Annotated in this window: 14 protein-coding genes; 3 read left to right on the top strand and 11 right to left on the bottom strand. The window is 71.6% G+C overall.

Annotation, left to right across the window (positions count from 1 at the left end; translation table 11 throughout):
• The 3 genes from ACZ6N8_RS23745 to pdxY all read right to left on the bottom strand — a co-directional run.
• Positions 1-358, bottom strand: a 358-nt coding sequence (locus tag ACZ6N8_RS23745; protein ID WP_466012754.1) for an endo-1,4-beta-xylanase, incomplete at its 3' end; no start/stop codon positions are given.
• 299 nt (positions 359-657) lie between these two features.
• Complete coding sequence (locus tag ACZ6N8_RS23750) at positions 658-2442, bottom strand: family 43 glycosylhydrolase (protein WP_466012893.1); 1785 nt, start codon at positions 2440-2442, stop codon at positions 658-660.
• Between the two features lie 556 nt (positions 2443-2998).
• Positions 2999-3850 carry a pyridoxal kinase PdxY gene (gene pdxY / locus ACZ6N8_RS23755; protein WP_466012755.1) on the bottom strand — a complete coding sequence of 284 codons (852 nt, stop codon included), beginning with the start codon at positions 3848-3850 and terminating at the stop codon, positions 2999-3001.
• Between the two features lie 305 nt (positions 3851-4155).
• On the opposite strand from pdxY, the gene ACZ6N8_RS23760 reads away from it, so the two are divergent.
• A complete protein-coding gene (locus ACZ6N8_RS23760; RefSeq protein WP_466012756.1) occupies positions 4156-5349 on the top strand; it encodes an endo-1,4-beta-xylanase in 1194 nt (397 codons plus the stop codon).
• Positions 5350-5395: 46 nt separating this feature from the next.
• Here ACZ6N8_RS23760 and ACZ6N8_RS23765 read toward each other — a convergent pair whose 3' ends face one another.
• Complete coding sequence (locus ACZ6N8_RS23765) at positions 5396-5725, bottom strand: NIPSNAP family protein (RefSeq protein WP_364365268.1); 330 nt, start codon at positions 5723-5725, stop codon at positions 5396-5398.
• Between the two features lie 103 nt (positions 5726-5828).
• Between ACZ6N8_RS23765 and ACZ6N8_RS23770 the strand changes: the two genes are divergently transcribed.
• The gene (locus ACZ6N8_RS23770) at positions 5829-6695 is read left to right on the top strand and encodes an endonuclease/exonuclease/phosphatase family protein (RefSeq protein ID WP_466012757.1); all 867 of its coding nucleotides are present in this window, start codon (positions 5829-5831) and stop codon (positions 6693-6695) included.
• Between the two features lie 23 nt (positions 6696-6718).
• On the opposite strand, the gene ACZ6N8_RS23775 is transcribed toward ACZ6N8_RS23770, so the two are convergent.
• The 7 genes from ACZ6N8_RS23775 to ACZ6N8_RS23805 all read right to left on the bottom strand — a co-directional run bounded on the left by ACZ6N8_RS23775 (position 6719) and on the right by ACZ6N8_RS23805 (position 15073).
• Positions 6719-7318, bottom strand: coding sequence for a LutC/YkgG family protein (locus ACZ6N8_RS23775; protein WP_466012758.1), 600 nt, complete (start codon positions 7316-7318; stop codon positions 6719-6721).
• Positions 7315-8736, bottom strand: a complete 1422-nt coding sequence (locus ACZ6N8_RS23780) for a LutB/LldF family L-lactate oxidation iron-sulfur protein (protein ID WP_466012894.1) — start codon at positions 8734-8736, stop codon at positions 7315-7317. The genes ACZ6N8_RS23775 and ACZ6N8_RS23780 overlap by 4 nt, the downstream gene beginning before the upstream one ends.
• 20 nt (positions 8737-8756) lie before the next feature.
• Positions 8757-9506, bottom strand: coding sequence for a (Fe-S)-binding protein (locus ACZ6N8_RS23785; protein ID WP_364365277.1), 750 nt, complete (start codon positions 9504-9506; stop codon positions 8757-8759).
• Positions 9507-9530: 24 nt separating this feature from the next.
• Entirely contained in the window at positions 9531-10280 is a 750-nt protein-coding gene (locus ACZ6N8_RS23790) for an SDR family NAD(P)-dependent oxidoreductase (RefSeq protein WP_466012759.1), read from the bottom strand.
• Positions 10277-11128 carry a fumarylacetoacetate hydrolase family protein gene (locus tag ACZ6N8_RS23795; RefSeq protein WP_387122216.1) on the bottom strand — a complete coding sequence of 284 codons (852 nt, stop codon included), beginning with the start codon at positions 11126-11128 and terminating at the stop codon, positions 10277-10279. Before ACZ6N8_RS23795 ends, ACZ6N8_RS23790 begins: the two co-directional genes overlap by 4 nt.
• 93 nt (positions 11129-11221) lie before the next feature.
• Positions 11222-12106 carry an MHYT domain-containing protein gene (locus ACZ6N8_RS23800; RefSeq protein WP_466012760.1) on the bottom strand — a complete coding sequence of 295 codons (885 nt, stop codon included), beginning with the start codon at positions 12104-12106 and terminating at the stop codon, positions 11222-11224.
• Between the two features lie 165 nt (positions 12107-12271).
• Entirely contained in the window at positions 12272-15073 is a 2802-nt protein-coding gene (locus tag ACZ6N8_RS23805) for a DEAD/DEAH box helicase (protein ID WP_466012761.1), read from the bottom strand.
• Positions 15074-15159: 86 nt separating this feature from the next.
• Between ACZ6N8_RS23805 and ACZ6N8_RS23810 the strand changes: the two genes are divergently transcribed.
• Positions 15160-15930, top strand: a complete 771-nt coding sequence (locus ACZ6N8_RS23810) for an HAD family hydrolase (RefSeq protein ID WP_466012762.1) — start codon at positions 15160-15162, stop codon at positions 15928-15930.
• Positions 15931-15939 lie beyond the last annotated feature (9 nt).

Raw genomic sequence — 15939 nt, forward strand, 5'->3', positions numbered from 1 at the left:
GCTGATGCCACAACAGCGCATGACCCCGCACACTCATCCCGTTCGCACGAGCATGACTCACCAGACGATCACCACCGGCGTAACTGAACCGCCCCAGCTGCGGCTCGGTGGCATCCCACTTCATCTCGTTCTCGGCCACGACACTGTTGAACTCGCGGTTCAGGATCCCGACGTACGTGCCGTCGGAGAGCTTGCCCGTCGCGACCGCGGCGCCGAAATAGCGGCCCTTCTCGGCCGCCGACGCCCCGAGGGTCGTCCCGGCACTGGCGGAGGTGGACAGCGTCATCGCCATCCCGGCGGCCAGTGCGCCCGTGACGGCGACTGTCACCGCCGCTCGCAGGGCTCTTCTGTGGTTCATGCGAAGTCCTTCTCTGTGGTGGTTCCAGCGATGGAGGTGCAGCGCCGAAAGGGAGGCGGTGGCGGGGACACGGCGAGAGCCCGGTCGCCGTCGACGGCGCCACCGAAAGGAGTCCTGAAACGACGTCCGGCATGCCCTGGGCGGACGTCGTTTGTCGAGGGACGGTCGGCAGGCTCGCCCGGTGAGCTCCACGGTGCGGCCGCCCTCAACCATCGACTGTGAGCGATAACATGTCGTTCGTCAAGTCGTGGCGGTCGTCGGTGCCGGGGCGGCGTGAACGCGGCCCCGGCACCGGCGCGTCACTGGAACGAGACGTCGTCGACCAGGAGACTGTCGGTCCCCTCGGCCGTCTCGACGTAGAAGCCGGCACTGGAGAGCGTGCCGCTCCACGACACGGTCGCCGTGCCGGTCAGCTGGGTCCACCCGTTGGCGTTGACCGTCGTCGCCGGCGTCAGTTGCAGGTAGTTCGTCGTACCGTTGGCGGTCAGCGAGAGGGTCGCCTTCGCCGCCGGCGTGCCGCTCTGCGAGCGTACCCACACGCTCGTGGTGTAGGTCTTGCCGTTGGTGAGCTTCGAGGTCACGTCCTGGTTGGGGCCGTTCCACGCCGCCGTACGGCCGGTGACCGACAGGGAACCGGCGCCACCGTGCACGACAGCCGTGTTGGCCGACAGCGTCGCCGCACCGAGCGCGCCCCAACCCGTCGTGCCGTTCTCCAGGTTGCCGTTGGTGAGCAGGTTGCCGTCGACGCCACCACCGGTGCCGCTGAACTGCCACCAGTTCACGTTGAACAGGTTGCCGCTGCCGCCGGCGAAGCGCAGGAACACGTCCCGCGTACCTGTCGCCCCACTGACCGCGCAGGTGGCGTTGGTCCAGGTCTGCCAGCCCCCGGTGACCGGGACGGTGCAGGTGCCCACCAGCGGGCCGTTGCTGTTGTCGAGCCGCACCTCGATCCGCCCACCGCTGCCCGCCGAGGCGACCCGCGCGTTGAACGACGTCGCGCCCGCGCCGAACGCGACGCCCTTGACCTTGATGTAGTCGCCGTTCTCGATCCAGCCGACGTTCATGCCGCCCTCGCTGGAGGGTTCGGTCTCGATGCCGGAGCCCCAGGCGATCGTCTCGGCCTCCTGCCGGACGTACGGATTCAGCGTGCCCACCTGCGGGGCGCCCGTGCTGGTCATGGTGATCGTCGGGAAGGTGCCGTTGGAGTTGTAGCTGAACTTCTCCACCGCGACCGAGCGGGTGTAGCCGCCGCCACCCGGCAGGGCGCCGTTGTGGTAGAAGAAGTACGAGCCGCCGTTGAAGTCGACGACGCCGGCGTGGTTGGTGAAACTACCGCCCTGCCTGGGCATGATCGTGCCCCGGTAGGTCCACGGTCCGGTGGGGCCGGGGGCGGTGGAGTACGCGATGAACTCCGAGCAGCACTCCGCCGCGAACACGTTGTAGTAGGTGCCGTTGCGCTTGTAGACCCACGGACCCTCCTCGTAGAGGGTGGGCCTGCTGGCGTTGCCGTTGCGGGTGCCGAACCCGGCGGTGGTGAGCGGGATCTTCGTGGCCGAACCGGAGTAGGAGATCATGTCCGCGTTCAGCTTCACGTACCACAGGTTCGGGTTGCCCCAGTACAGGTACGCCTGGCCGTCGTCGTCGATGAAGACGGTCGGGTCGATCTCGCCGTTGCCCACCAGTGGCCGGCCGATCGCGTCGCGGAACGGGCCGGTGGGGCTGTCCCCGACCGCCACGCCGATGGCCATCGAATTGGTCGCCCGGTTGGTCACCGGCACGTACCAGTAGAACTTGCCGTTGCGGGCGATGACCTGGCCGGCCCAGGCGTTGGCGCTCGCCCAACTGAAGGTGCTGATGTTCAGCGGCGAGCCGTGGTCGGTCCAGTTGACCATGTCGGCGGACGACCAGACCCGCCACTCCTTCATTGTGAAGTACGTGGAGCCGTCCTCGTCGTGGCCTGTGTAGAGGTACACCCGGCCGTTGTGCACCAACGGGGCCGGATCGGCTGTGTAGATGTGTTGGACGATCGGGTTGTCCGCCCGGGCCGTGCCCGGGACCAGTGCGAGGACGCACACCAGACTCATCAGCCAGGCGATGCCGCGCCTGGCGCCGGACCTGCTGCGTGCTGTGCTTCGGATTGCCACCTTCACGGTTACTCCCTGAGAGGGTCGCGGCGGCCTGCCGCGCCGCCGGTTGCCGATCGACCGGATCCACAAGGGGCGGTGATCGACGTGATCAACCATGATCTGTTAGCGCTAACACGCGGCCAAGGAACCTCTTGAGCCCGCTCATCGCGTGCCTGACCTGGGTTTTCACGGGTGCATGAGGTCAACTTCGTCATCGCGTTGCCGCGTTGCCGTATCAGCGTTGACATCTAAGATTTACGATGCACCGTACTGAGCGGCGCGTCGGCCGTCAACGGAGGGCAGGTCCCCGCCGGGCTGACCCTCCGTCACGAGCCACGACACGCGATCCGGCAGATTCCAGGTCCGGCGAGGACCGCGATGCCCACCGGGTTCGACATCCGGGCGTCCGAAACGGCTGCGCCCGTCGCGAGGATTGCGAGGAGAGCTGGCACCGCGTATGTTAACGATCACATCGATATGCCTGCATTGGCGGCGCGCCTGCGGACCGGACCGGTCAGCGCAGTCGACGGGCGGCGAACCGGGTCGGCGGCGCCGCGATGGCCTCCTGGGCCGCGACGAGCTGGATCTCCCGGGTGCCCGCCGCGAGGGTGGCCTCCAGGATCGTGAAGACCGAGGCGATGGTGCGTTCCAGTGCCGTGGCGGGCGAACCGGTCGTGCACAGGTGCGCGAGGTAGAGGGCTGCGGTGACGTCGCCGCCGCCGTTCGGGTTGATCGGCAGCAGGGGCGTGGTCACCGACCAGGCGCCCTCGTCCGAGACGGCCACCACCTCCAGCGACCCCGCCGGCACGTCGGCGTGCAGCACGCTTGTCACAAGCACGTGCCGTGGCCCGGTCGCGCGGACCACGTCGACGGCGTCCAGCACCTCGGTCAGGGTGGTGGTGGACCGGCCGGCGAGGAAGTCCAGCTCGAAGTGGTTAGGGGTGATGATGTCCGCGCGCGGAACCACGACGTCGCGCATGTACTCAGGGATCCCGGGTCGCACGAACATGCCCCGGCCGACGTCGCCCAGCACCGGGTCGCAGCAGTACACGGCGTTCGGGTTGGCCGCCTTGACGGTGTCGACCGCGTCGAGGATCACCGCGCCCATCGCCGGGTCGCCCTGGTAGCCCGACAGCACCGCGTCGGCGCTGCCGAGGACGCCCCGGTCCCCGATGCCCGCGATGACCTCGGCCACCTGGGCCGGGTCCAGCAGCGGGCCGCGCCACGCGCCGTAGCCGGTGTGGTTGGAGAAGTGGACGGTCAGGACCGGCCAGACCTCGTGCCCGAGCCGTTGCAGGGGGAACGCGGCCGCCGAGTTGCCGACGTGGCCGTAGGCGACCGACGACTGGATGGACAGGATCTTCACCGGACCATCATCGCCGGTCCCGCAGCCGGCTCGCCGCACGGCCCGCCGATTCTGTCGAACGCCCCGCACCGCACACCGCGCCACCGGAAGTTTCGGTATCGCCGAACCGGCGGTACCCCAGGTCACCTGACGAATTTCCGAAAGTTTTCACTGTTGACGGCGGACATCGATCGGCTTAACGTTTCGGGCACGTTTCCGGTCCCCTTTCGGCACCACCGGCACCCGGTCTCACTCCCCCGCACACCCGCACCGGACCGCACTCTCGCGCTCATGATCGACACTTGTCGATCAATGAAGGGAAGGCAATGAAGCCAAGACAGCTGATCACTGTCGGGGTGGTCGCCGTCGCGACCGTCGCGGCACTGAACACGGTGCCGGCCACCGCGAGCCGGCCGTACGACCCGACGGCACAGAGCCTGGGCACCCTCGGCCTGCGCCACGGCCTGCACATCGGCACCGCCGTGAACCCGACGGGCCTCAACGACACGAGCGACCCGGAGTACCGCCGGCTGGCTTCCACCGAGTTCACCTCGGTCACCGCGGAGAACGCGATGAAGTGGGAGAGCCTGGAGCCCACCCGCGGCACCTACGACTGGACCGCCGCCGACCAGCTCGTCGAGTTCGCCAAGCGCAACAGGCAGAGCGTCCGCGGCCACGTGCTGGTCTGGCACAACCAGCTGCCCGCCTGGCTGACCAGTGGCGTCGCCGACGGCTCCATCAGCAAGCAGGAGCTGCGCGAGCTGCTGCGCAAGCACATCACCACAGTCGTGAACCGCTACAAGGGCAAGATCTGGCAGTGGGACGTGGTGAACGAGGCGGTGAGCGACCCCTGGGACACCCCGAACACCCTGCACTACAAGGGCTTCTGGGCGCAGAACCTCGGCCCGGGCTACATCGCCGACGCGTTCCGCTGGGCGCGTGCCGCCGACCCGAAGGCGCTGCTGTTCTACAACGACTACAACATCGAGGCGTTCGGCTCCGGCAACCCCGCCGACGACAAGACGCAGTTCGTGTACGACATGGCCAAGGGTCTGCTCAGGCAGGGCGTCCCGATCGACGGCATCGGCTCACAGGGCCACCTCGGCACCCAGTACGGCAACTTCGACACCCTCCAGGTGACCGCCGCGCTGAAGAGGTTCGCCGGGCTGGGTCTCGCCACCGCGTTCACCGAGGTCGACGTGCGCAGTCAGATGACCGCAGGCGTCCAGGCCGGCGACTCGGCCGAGATCAACCCCCGGTTGCAGGCGTCGGCCGCCAACTTCAGCGTGCTGATGAAGGCGTGCCTGGCCGTGCGCAGCTGCCTGTCGTACACCGTCTGGGGTTTCACCGACAAGTACTCGTGGGTGCCGGACTGGTTCAACGACCCGCCCGAGGGTCTGGCCACCATCTACGACGAGAACTACCAGCCCAAGCGGGCGTACCAGGAGCTGAAGTCCGACCTGATCTTCGCCGGGCCGCCGTACGTCCTGCCGCGCAGCACGCCCCGGCCGCGCCGCTGAGCTGACACGGGCCGTGCGGGGTCCACCCTTCCCCGCACGGCCCGCCTCAGCTCGCCGTGGCCGTGCCGTCGGTAGGCAGAAGTGGACGCATGAAGGTTCTCTCGTAGCGCAGCACACAGCCCGACTCGTCGCGGATCCGGTCCGCCGCCACGAAGTCAGGGTCGCTGCCGAAGCGTGCCCGGTACCGCTCGTAGGCCGCGAGGCTCTCGAAGCTGAACAGCGCCTCGGCCCGGTCGCTGGCACCCTCGGCGGGCAGGAAGTAACCGTGGTGCACGCCGCCGTGCCGGGCCACGAGCCCCATCCACGCGCGGGCGAAGCGCTCGAACTCCCCGATCTGTGCCGGGTCGATTGTGTAGTGCACGACGCACGTGATCATTGCTCCACGATAGGTCCCTCGCCGGGCTCCTGCCGACGACGAACCGGCAGTACGATCACTGGCACCTCGGCGAAGACTGTCGCCCCCGGCACCCGGAGCCCGCATGTCCGCGCAGGCGCCCGCCGGCATCACCCGCGCTCCCGGCAGGCTCCGCCGCGCCCTCACCATCGGCTGCCTGGTCGCCGCCGCCGGGATGCCGTCCGGATCGTCGGCGGCCGACTCCCCCGCACCCACGACCCTGCGGCTGCTGCAGATGAACCTGTGCAACAGCGGCCGGGCCAACTGCTACACCGGCCGGTCGGTGACCAGGGCCGCCGAGGTGATCAGCGCCGAGCGGCCCGACCTGGTCACGCTCAACGAGATCTGCCAGGACGACGTGACAGCACTGGAGCGCACGTTCGCGGCCGTGCACAGAGGCGCGGGTGTCGTGTCCGCCTTCCAGGCCGCCGGCGACCGCCCCAGCGGCGCCGACACCCGGTGCCGCAACGGCCGGTCGTACGGCATCGGGGTCCTCGCCCGCCTGACCGCGCCGGGCGCCCGCCACACGGTGCACAGCGGGATCCACCCGACCCAGGACCTCACCGACCCCGAGGAACGCAGCTGGCTCTGCGTCCACGTCGACGGCGCGCTCTCGGTGTGCACCACCCACCTGGCGGCCACCAGTGCCACTGTCGCGCTCGCCCAGTGCGAGCACCTGCTCGACGAGATCCTGCCTGTCGTCCGCGGGAGCACCGCGTACGCGCCCACAGTGCTCAGCGGCGATCTCAACCTGCGGCGCGGCGGCGATACCGACGTACGGTCGTGCGGACCGTCGGGCGATCTCCGCATCGACGACGGCGCGGTGCAGCACGTCCTGGCCAGCAGCGGCGTCGCGCTCTGCTGCACCAGGTCGGTGGGCATGGGCGGCGCGACGGACCACCCCGGCCTGCTGGCCACCCTCACGATCGACGGCAGGCGTGCCTCCCGCTGACCGCCGAGCCGGGCGGCGGGCGGTCAGGGCAGCAGGATGACGTGCAGCTGGCGCGGGCCGTGCACACCCTCCACCCGGATGAGTTCGATGTCGCTGGTCGCCGACGGCCCGCTGATCCAGGTAAGCGGGCGCTGCGGCGTCAGCCGGGCGAGGGCCTCCGGCACCGTCGCCACCACCTGGTCGGCCCGCAGCACGCACACGTGCCGGTCCGGCAGCAGGCTGAGCACCCGGCGCCCCTGGTCGGGTGAGCCGTCGAGCACGACGGTGCCGGTCTCGGCGACCGCGACGGCGGCACCGGTGACGACGGCGTCGGCCGCGCCGATCCGCGCGTTGTCGAGGCCGTCGTCGCGCAGCGCGGTCACCGTCGGCGGCAGCCAGGTGGGCGGCAGACCCGGGGGTACGACGACGGTGCCACCGGCCGGCAGGATGTCGGCGATCGTGTCGGCCACGGCCTCCTCGGCGACCCGGTGCACGTGCGCCAGGTAGTCGGTCAGCCGTTCCACCAGCTGGTCGAGGTCGAGCGTGCCGGTGTGGCGGTAGTCGCGCGGCACCTCCACCGGAGCGAGGGCGCCGGCGGCAAGTGCGGCCCGTAGCCGGCCGAGGACGAGATCCCTGGCGCTCACCGCTCGGCCCACCATTCGCGGAACGTCCTAGCCGGCGGCTCCGGGAGATCACGGCTGCCGGTCCAGCCGTTCAACGGCGGCGGCAGGCCCCGGCCCCGCCGGCCGGCGAACCGGCTCAGTCGGGAGGCGCGCTGCGCGGCCTCGTACAGCCGCGGATGATCCATCGTGTACGCGGCGGCGGCCATCGCGATCGACTCGGCGGTGGGCAGGCGTCGCGCGTCGACGGCCTCGGCGCGCAGGTGCACCAGCACCTCCGGGATGTTGATCTGCACCGGACAGGCGTCGTAGCACGCGCCGCACAGCGTCGACGCGTACGGCAGGGAGGCGTTGTCGTCGATGCCGGTGAGCTGGGGCGACAGCACGGCGCCGATCGGCCCCGGATACACCGAGCCGTAGGCGTGCCCGCCGGCCCGTTCGTACACCGGGCACACGTTGAGGCAGGCCGAGCAGCGGATGCACCGCAACGCATGCCGACCGACCTCGTCGGCGAGGACCGCGCTGCGGCCGTTGTCCAGCAGGACCAGGTGGAACGCCTGCGGTCCGTCGCCCGGAGTCACACCCGTCCACATCGACGTGTACGGGTTCATCCGCTCCCCGGTCGACGCCCTGGGCAGCAGTTGGAGGAACACCTCCAGGTCCCGCCAGGTCGGTACGACCTTCTCCACGCCCATCAGGGTGATCAGCGTGCGCGGCAGGGTCAGACACATCCGGCCGTTGCCCTCGGACTCGACCACGGCCAGGGTGCCGGTCTCGGCGACGGCGAAGTTCGCGCCGGACACCGCCACCGGCGTCCTCAGGAACGTCTCCCGCAGGTATCGGCGCGCGGCGGCCGCGAGGGCCGCCGGGTCGGCGGTGAGCGCCGGGTCGACGCCGGGCATCTCGCGCAGGAAGATCTCCCGGATCTCCGCCCGGTTGCGGTGGATCGCGGGGACCAGGATGTGGCTGGGCCGGTCGTCGCCGAGCTGCACGATGAGTTCCGCGAGGTCCGTCTCGACGGCGGTGACGCCGGCGGCGTGCAGTGCCTCGTTGAGGCCGATCTCCTGGGTGGCCATCGACTTGACCTTGATGACCCGGTCCGCGCCGGTCGCCCGGACGAGGTCGGTGACGATCAGGTTGGCCTCGACCGCGTCCGCCGCCCAGTGCACCACGCCGCCGGCCTCGGTGACCTTCGCTTCGAGCTGTTCCAGCAGCTCCGGCAGCCGGTTGAGGGTGTCGGCCTTGATCGCCGCGCCGGCCGCGCGCAACTGCTCCCAGTCCGGCGACTCGGCGATGACTCCGGCGGACTTGGCCCGGATCGTTGTCGTCGCGTGCCGCAGGTTGCGCCGCAGCTGCGGGTCGGCGAGGCTCCGCCGGGCGGCCGCCGGGAACGACTCCTCGCCGCGCAGGTGACCCACACCGGGCGGCGCGGTCGCCGGCATGCCGAGGAACGTCGGGCGGGTCACCCTCGCACCGCCGGTTCGTGCTCGGTCGACGCCAGGATCTCGGCGAGGTGCACGGTGCGGACGCCGGTGCGCAGCCGCGACAGCCCGCCACCGATGTGCAGCAGGCAGGAGGCGTCGCTGGCGGTGCACACGTCGGCGCCGGTGGCGAGCACGTGGCGCATCTTGTCGGCGAGCATCGCCGTGGAGGTCTCCGCGTTCTTCACGGCGAAGGTGCCGCCGAACCCGCAGCACTGCTCCTGCGCGGGCAACTCGACCAGGTCGAGGCCGCGCACCGCGCGCAGGAGCGTCCGCGGCCGGTCGCCCACCCGCAGCATCCGCAGCGAGTGGCAGGTCGGATGGTAGGTGACCCGGTGCGGGAAGTACGCGCCCACGTCCGTCACCCCGAGCACGTCGACGAGCAGCTCGGACAGCTCGTACGTGCGCGCCGCCACCGACTCCGCGCGGCTCGTCAACGACGCGTCGCCGGCCCGTCGGGCCACCATCGCGTGCTGGTGCCGTACCGCCCCCACGCAGGAGCCCGACGGCGCGACGATCACGTCGTACCTGTCGAAGACCCGCACGTGCCGGCGCACCAGCGGGACCGCGTCGGACGGGTAGCCGGTGTTGATGTGCATCTGCCCGCAACAGGTCTGGTCCGGCGGGAAGACCACCTCGTGGCCCAGCCGCTCCAGCAGTCGCACCGTCGCCGTCGCGGCCTGCGGGAACATGGTGTCGGCCAGGCAGGTCACGAACAGCGCGATTCGCATCTCACACCCCCGCCGGTCCGCTCGTCACGGCCGGACCCGCAGGTGGGTGACTCCGCCGTCGACGTCCAGCACCGTACCCGTGGTGGAGCCCGCCCGGGGCGACGCGAGGTAGACGATCGCGTTCGCCACCTCCTGCGGTGTCACCAGGCGCCCGATGGGCTGGCGGGCCCACAGGGCGGCCCGCTCGCCGTCCGGGTCGTCGGCCTGTGCCAGCAGACGCCCGACCCACGGGGTGTCCGCCGTGCCGGGGCACACGCAGTTGACCCGGACCCCCTCGCGCACGTGGTCGGTGGCCATGGCGAGGGTCAGCGACAGCACGGCGCCCTTGCTCGCCGAGTAGAGCGCGCGACCCGGCAGTCCGTTGAGCGCGGCGATGGACGAGACGTTGACGACCGACGCGTGCTCCGAGCGGCGCAGCCACGGCAGGGCCTCGCCCACCACTCTCGCCATGCCGACCACGTTGACGTCGAGCACGCGATGCCACTCGTCGTCGGTGTTGTCGGCGACGGTTCCGGTCGCCCCGATCCCGGCGTTGTTGACCACCACGTCGATGCCGCCGAGCGTGTCGGCGACCGCGACTACCGCCGACGCCACCGACGCGCGGTCCGACACGTCGGCGGCGAAGCCGGAGATGTCCTCGGGAAGCCCGCTCGGGTCGAGGTCGAGCACGGCCACCCGGGCGCCCCGGGCCCGCAGCTCCTCGGCGGTGGCGCGACCGATGCCCGACGAGCCGCCCGTGACGACAGCGGTCAGTCCGGCGAACTCCCCGCTCACGCCGCCACCAGTGCCTGACGCGCCCGCCCCAGACCGCTGATCTCCAGCTCCACCACGTCGCCGGCGCGCAGGTAGGGATGGTCCGGCAGCCCGAGCGCCACCCCGGCCGGCGTCCCCGTGTTGATCACGTCACCGGGGTACAGGACCATGAACTGGCTGAGGTACCAGACGACGTGCGCGACCGGAAAGATCATGTCCTTGGTCGTGCCGTCCTGGCGGAGAACCCCGTTGACCCACAACCGCAGCGACAGCGCCTGCGGATCGCCTACCTCGTCCGCCGGCACGAGCCACGGCCCCAGCGGGTTGAACGTCTCGCAGCTCTTGCCCTTGTCCCACTGGCCTCCGCGTTCGAGTTGGAAACCGCGCTCGGACACGTCGTGCGACACCGCGTACCCGGCGATGTGCCGCATGGCCTGCTCCGGGGAGTCGGCGTAGCGGATGGTCGTACCGACGACGACCGCCAGCTCGACCTCCCAGTCGGTCTGGGTGGACCCGCGCGGGATGTGGACGTCGTCGAACGGCCCGACAAGCGTCATCGGGTCCTTCATGAAGACCACCGGCTCGGCGGGGAGCGGGGCGCCCGTCTCCGCCGCGTGGTCGCGGTAGTTGAGGCCGATGCAGACGATCTTGTTGGGCCGCGCGACGGGCGCGCCCACCCGCAGGGCTCCCGCGTCTGGCAGCTCGGCCAGTTCCCCGCGCTCGAGAGCGGCGCGGGTACGCGCGATCCCGTCCGCCGACCAGAACGCCCCGTCCAGGTCGGCGGTGAGGCTCCGCAGGTCGAAGCTCGTACCGTCGTGCTGGACGATGGGGATCTCCCGACCGGCCGGGCCGAGACGCAGGAAGTTCAACTCTGTCTCCTCTGTGGTCGCCGGTGCCGAGCCGCTGTCGAACGGCTCTCACATTCAACACCGACACCACCCACCGGCGGCAGAGCAGATCGTCTATCGGGGCGGGTTGTCCCGCCGGGACGGGAACGGCGTGCCCGGCTGGCCGAGCGTGGAGCGGGCCCGCAGCCCGACCGGGTCCGGGGCGACGGTGGGCGTCGCCGGGGTCGGCTCCGGCGACCGCCGGGCGTCGAGGTACGCGGCGGCGGCCCGGTCGTCGTCGGTGGGCGCGGCGAGCAGCGCGTAGAGCAGACCGACCACCCCGAAGATCACCGCGAGGACGATAGGTACCAGCAACGCGCCCACGCTGGCGCCGGTCACCGCGCCACGGGCCTCGTGCTGGTGCACCGAGAGCGCGCTCATGCCGGTGAAGTGCATGCCGTTCACCGCGACGCCCATGACCAGCGCGGAGGCGAAGATCGCCAGGCCTCGGCGGACGGTCATCGCGAGCCACAGCGCCACTGTGGACGCCACGACCGCGATGACCACCGACAGGGCGACGCGGGTCGTGTCGTACCCGAGGTCGCCGTTGAGGCGCATCGCGGCCATGCCTGTGTAGTGCATGGCGGCGACCCCGGCGCCGGTGAAGACGCCGCCGGCGACCAGCCGCGCCGGGTTCAGCCGGCCGGTGCCGACGATGGCCAGGCCGATCCCGACCGCCACCACGGCGATGGCGGTGCTGGCGGCGGTCAGTGGCACGTCGTACCGGATGCGGGTGCCGTCGACGGCGAAGCCCAGCATGGCCATGAAGTGCATGGCCCAGATGGCGGTGCCACCGAGCGCCCAGGCGGCGAGCAGACCCCACCAGGCGCGCTGCCCGGCGGTACGGGCGGTACGGATCCGACCGGCGCAGACCAGCCCGAGGACCGAGCCGAGCACGGACAACGCGTAGCTCAGCGCGGGTGTGATCCAGCCGTACTCAAAGTGATTGATCTGCGCCACGGCGGCCTTCTCCCCTTCGTCACCGGCGCGTCGACACGGCGCCCGGGCAATGATCAGGGGTGCTCCGACCAGGCGCAACAGCGCCTCCGGGGCGATCCGGGGCGTGCCGTCACGGTGACCGTCCGATGCGTCGATTCCGCCTGCGACCTTGACCGAAAGTGATTATCAGGCGGAGGTGTGGTACGCCAGTACGCCCCGGTTGATGGCCGCTATTGCCTGCCGGGCCGTGGAACGCAGCTCCGGCGACGCACCGCCCGAGTCGGCAAGTTGACCGAGCAGGTCGACCACCTGGCGTGCCCACCTCACGAAGTCACCGGCCGGCATCTCGCCGTCGATCTCGTGCCCGCTGCCGAGCACCTTGGCCAGCGCATCGCCCCGCGCCCACCGGAAGACCGGCCAGGCGAAGCCGAGATCCGGCTCGCGGGTGGCGCTCAGGCCACGCGCCGCCTCGTCGGCCTCGATCTCGCTCCACAGCTTCAGCGTCTCGTCCACCGCGTCGGCCACCGGCCCCCGCGGCAGCGACGCCCGCTCGTCGACGTCGCGGCGCGCCTCGAAGACCACCACGGACACGGCGGCGGCCAGTTCCGCCGGGGACAGTCCGTCCCACACGCCCCGGCGAAGGCACTCGGCGACCAGCAGGTCCGCCTCGGTCCAGATCCGGCCGAGCATCCGGCCGGCGTCGGTCACCGCGCCGTCGCGGGCGAGGTAGCCACGGTCGGTCAGCAACGCGACGATCCGGTCGAACGTACGGGCGAGGGACCCGGTGCGCCCGGAGACCCGCTCGCGCAGCTCCTCGGTGTCGCGCTCCAGGCGCCGACGCCGCTCCGCCCAGCGGGCGTGCTCCTCCCGTTCGGGGCAGGCGTGACAGGGGTGGTTACGCAGTTCGGTGCGCAGCTGGGCGAGCCGGTGGTCGTCGCCGGCCGCCTGCCGGGACCGGCCACCGCGACGGCCGCCGTGCCGGTCCAGTCCGGTGCCGCTGACCTCGGCGGCAAGATCCCGTCGAGCGCCCGGCGACCGGTGGTTGAAGTGCTTGGGCACCCGGATGCGGGCCAGCACCTCGGCCGGTGTGGTGAAGTCGCCGGGGCTCACCCGCCCGGCCCAGCGGTCCTGGGTGAGCACCAGCGGTCGGGGTTCGCCGAACCCGCCGGTCGCCGGGTCCAGGACGACGGCCAGCCCGGCGCGGCGACCCGAGGGCACCCGGATCACGTCACCGACCCGCAGCCGCTCCAGCGACGCCACCGCGGCGGCCTTGCGCTGGGTCTGCCCCTGCCGGGCGATGGCCTTCTCCCGGTCGGCGATGGCCACCCGCAGCGCGAAGTACTCGTCGAAGTCGCCGTGGTGGCAGGCGGCCTCCGCGCCGTACGCCTCGATGGTCTCGGTGTTGCGCTGCACCTGCCGGGCCAGGCCGACCACCGACCGGTCCGCCTGGAACTGCGCGAACGAGGACTCCAGCAGCGCCCGGGCGGGCTCCGCGCCGACCGTGCCGACGAGGTTCACCGCCATGTTGTACGAGGGCCGGAAGCTGGAGCGCAGCGGGTAGGTGCGGGTGGAGGCGAGCCCCGCCACGTGCCGGGGGTCCGTCTCCGGGGACCACACCACCACGGCGTGCCCCTCCACGTCGATGCCCCGCCGGCCGGCACGCCCGGTGAGCTGCGTGTACTCCCCCGGCGTCAGGTCGACGTGCGCCTCGCCGTTGTACTTGACGAGGCGTTCCAGGACCACGCAGCGGGCCGGCATGTTGATGCCCAGGGCGAGGGTCTCGGTGGCGAAGACCGCCTTGACCAGACCGCGGACGAACAGCTCCTCGACGATCTCCTTGAACACCGGCAGCATGCCGGCGTGGTGGGCGGCCAGGCCGCGTTCCAGGCCGTCGAGCCACTCCCAGTAGCCCAGCACCGACAGGTCCTCGCCGGGGATGGCGGTGACCCGGGACTCGACGACCCGGCGGATCTCGGCCCGCTCGTCGGGCGAGGTGAGCCGCAGCCCGGCGGCGAGGCACTGCTGCACCGCGGCGGCGCAGCCGGCCCGGCTGAAGATGAACAGGATCGCCGGCAGCAGACCCTCGCGGTCCAGCCGGTCGACGATGTCCGGGCGCATCGGGCCACGCCAGCGGGGGCCACGCCGACCGGAGCCCGGCCCCGCGCTGCGCCCCTCCCCCAGCTCCAGACGTCGCATCTGGTCGCGGGTGTAGCGCAGCAGCTCCGGGTGCACGTCGTGCTTGCGGGCCGCGTCGGCGTCGTGGAACAGGTCGAACATCCGCTTGCCGACGAGCATGTGCTGCCACAGCGGCACCGGCCGGTGCTCGCTGACCACCACCGCCGTCTCGCCGCGCACCGTGACCAGCCAGTCGGCGAACTCCTCGGCGTTGGAGACGGTCGCCGACAGCGAGACCAGGGTCACCGAGGCGGGCAGGTGGATGATCACCTCTTCCCACACCCCGCCACGGAACCGGTCGGCGAGGTAGTGCACCTCGTCCATCACCACGTAGGCGAGACCCTGCAGGGTGCTGGACCCCGCGTAGAGCATGTTGCGCAGCACCTCGGTGGTCATCACCACCACCGGCGCGTCGCCGTTGATGGCGTTGTCGCCGGTGAGCAGGCCGACCTGCTCGGCGCCGTACCGGGCGACCAGGTCGTGGTACTTCTGGTTGGACAGCGCCTTGATCGGCGTGGTGTAGAAGCACTTGCGCCGGGTCGGGGGTGTCGCCGCCGCGTCGGCCGCCGCCGGGTCGTCGGGCCGCCCGCGCAGGGCCAGGTGTACGGCGAACTCGCCCACCACCGTCTTGCCGGCCCCGGTCGGGGCGCACACCAGCACGCCGCTGCCCCGCTCCAGGGACTGACACGCCTCGCGCTGGAAATCGTCGAGATCGAACCCCAGGTCGAGGGCGAACTCTTCCAGAGCGGGGAACTGTGCGGACTGCGCGGCCCGGCGGCGCGCCGCTGCGTACCGCTCGGCGGGGCTCGACATGCCACCAAGATTAGTGCGTGCCCGGACACCACACCCCACAAGGCCGTGCGGCGGGGTCGTCGGCGGGGGTCGGTAGGGTGCACGGCGTGCCGGACCATGCCGAACCGCCCCAGACCCGTCCGCCGGGCAGCGCCGAGGCCGCCGCCGCCCAGCGAGCGTCCCGACGGCCCGTCAAGGCGGTGCTCTTCGACTTCCACGGCACCCTCGCCCAGGTCGAGGAGCCGCGGCGGTGGGTGCTGGAGGCCGCCGCCGCGTGCGGGGTCACCCTGGACCGCGTCCGCGCCACCTCGCTTGCCGACCGGCTGCTGACCGCCGGGCGCGCCGGCGGCCCCCTGCCGGCGCGGGTGCCGCCCCGGCTCGCCGAGTTGTGGGCCGACCGGGACCTCTACCAGCACGCCCACCGGGGCGCGTACACAGGGCTCGCCGAGACGGTCGACGCAGGCATCGAGGGCTTCGCCGACGCGCTCTACGAGCGGCTGCTGACCGCCGACGGCTGGCTGCCGTACCCGGACACCGCCCCCACGCTGAACGCGCTGCGCGACGCCGGGGTGCGGGTGGGCGTGGTCAGCAACATCGGCTTCGACCTGCGGCCCCACTTCGACACCTGGGGGCTGACCGATCTCGTCGACGCGTTCGTCCTGTCGTACGAGGTCGGGCGCTGCAAACCTGACCCGGCGATCTTCTGGCGGGCCTGCGGGATGCTCGGCGTCGAGCCCGAGCAGACCCTGATGGTGGGCGACACCCCTGCAGACGCGGGCGCGGTGGCCGCCGGCTGCGCGGTGCTGGTCCTGCCGGCCGCCGAGCCGGGCCGGGAGAACGGGCTGGGCGCCGTCCTGGACCTGGCCCTGCCCGCCTGACCCGCGCGG

The organism is Micromonospora sp. NPDC047521 (assembly GCF_055587305.1).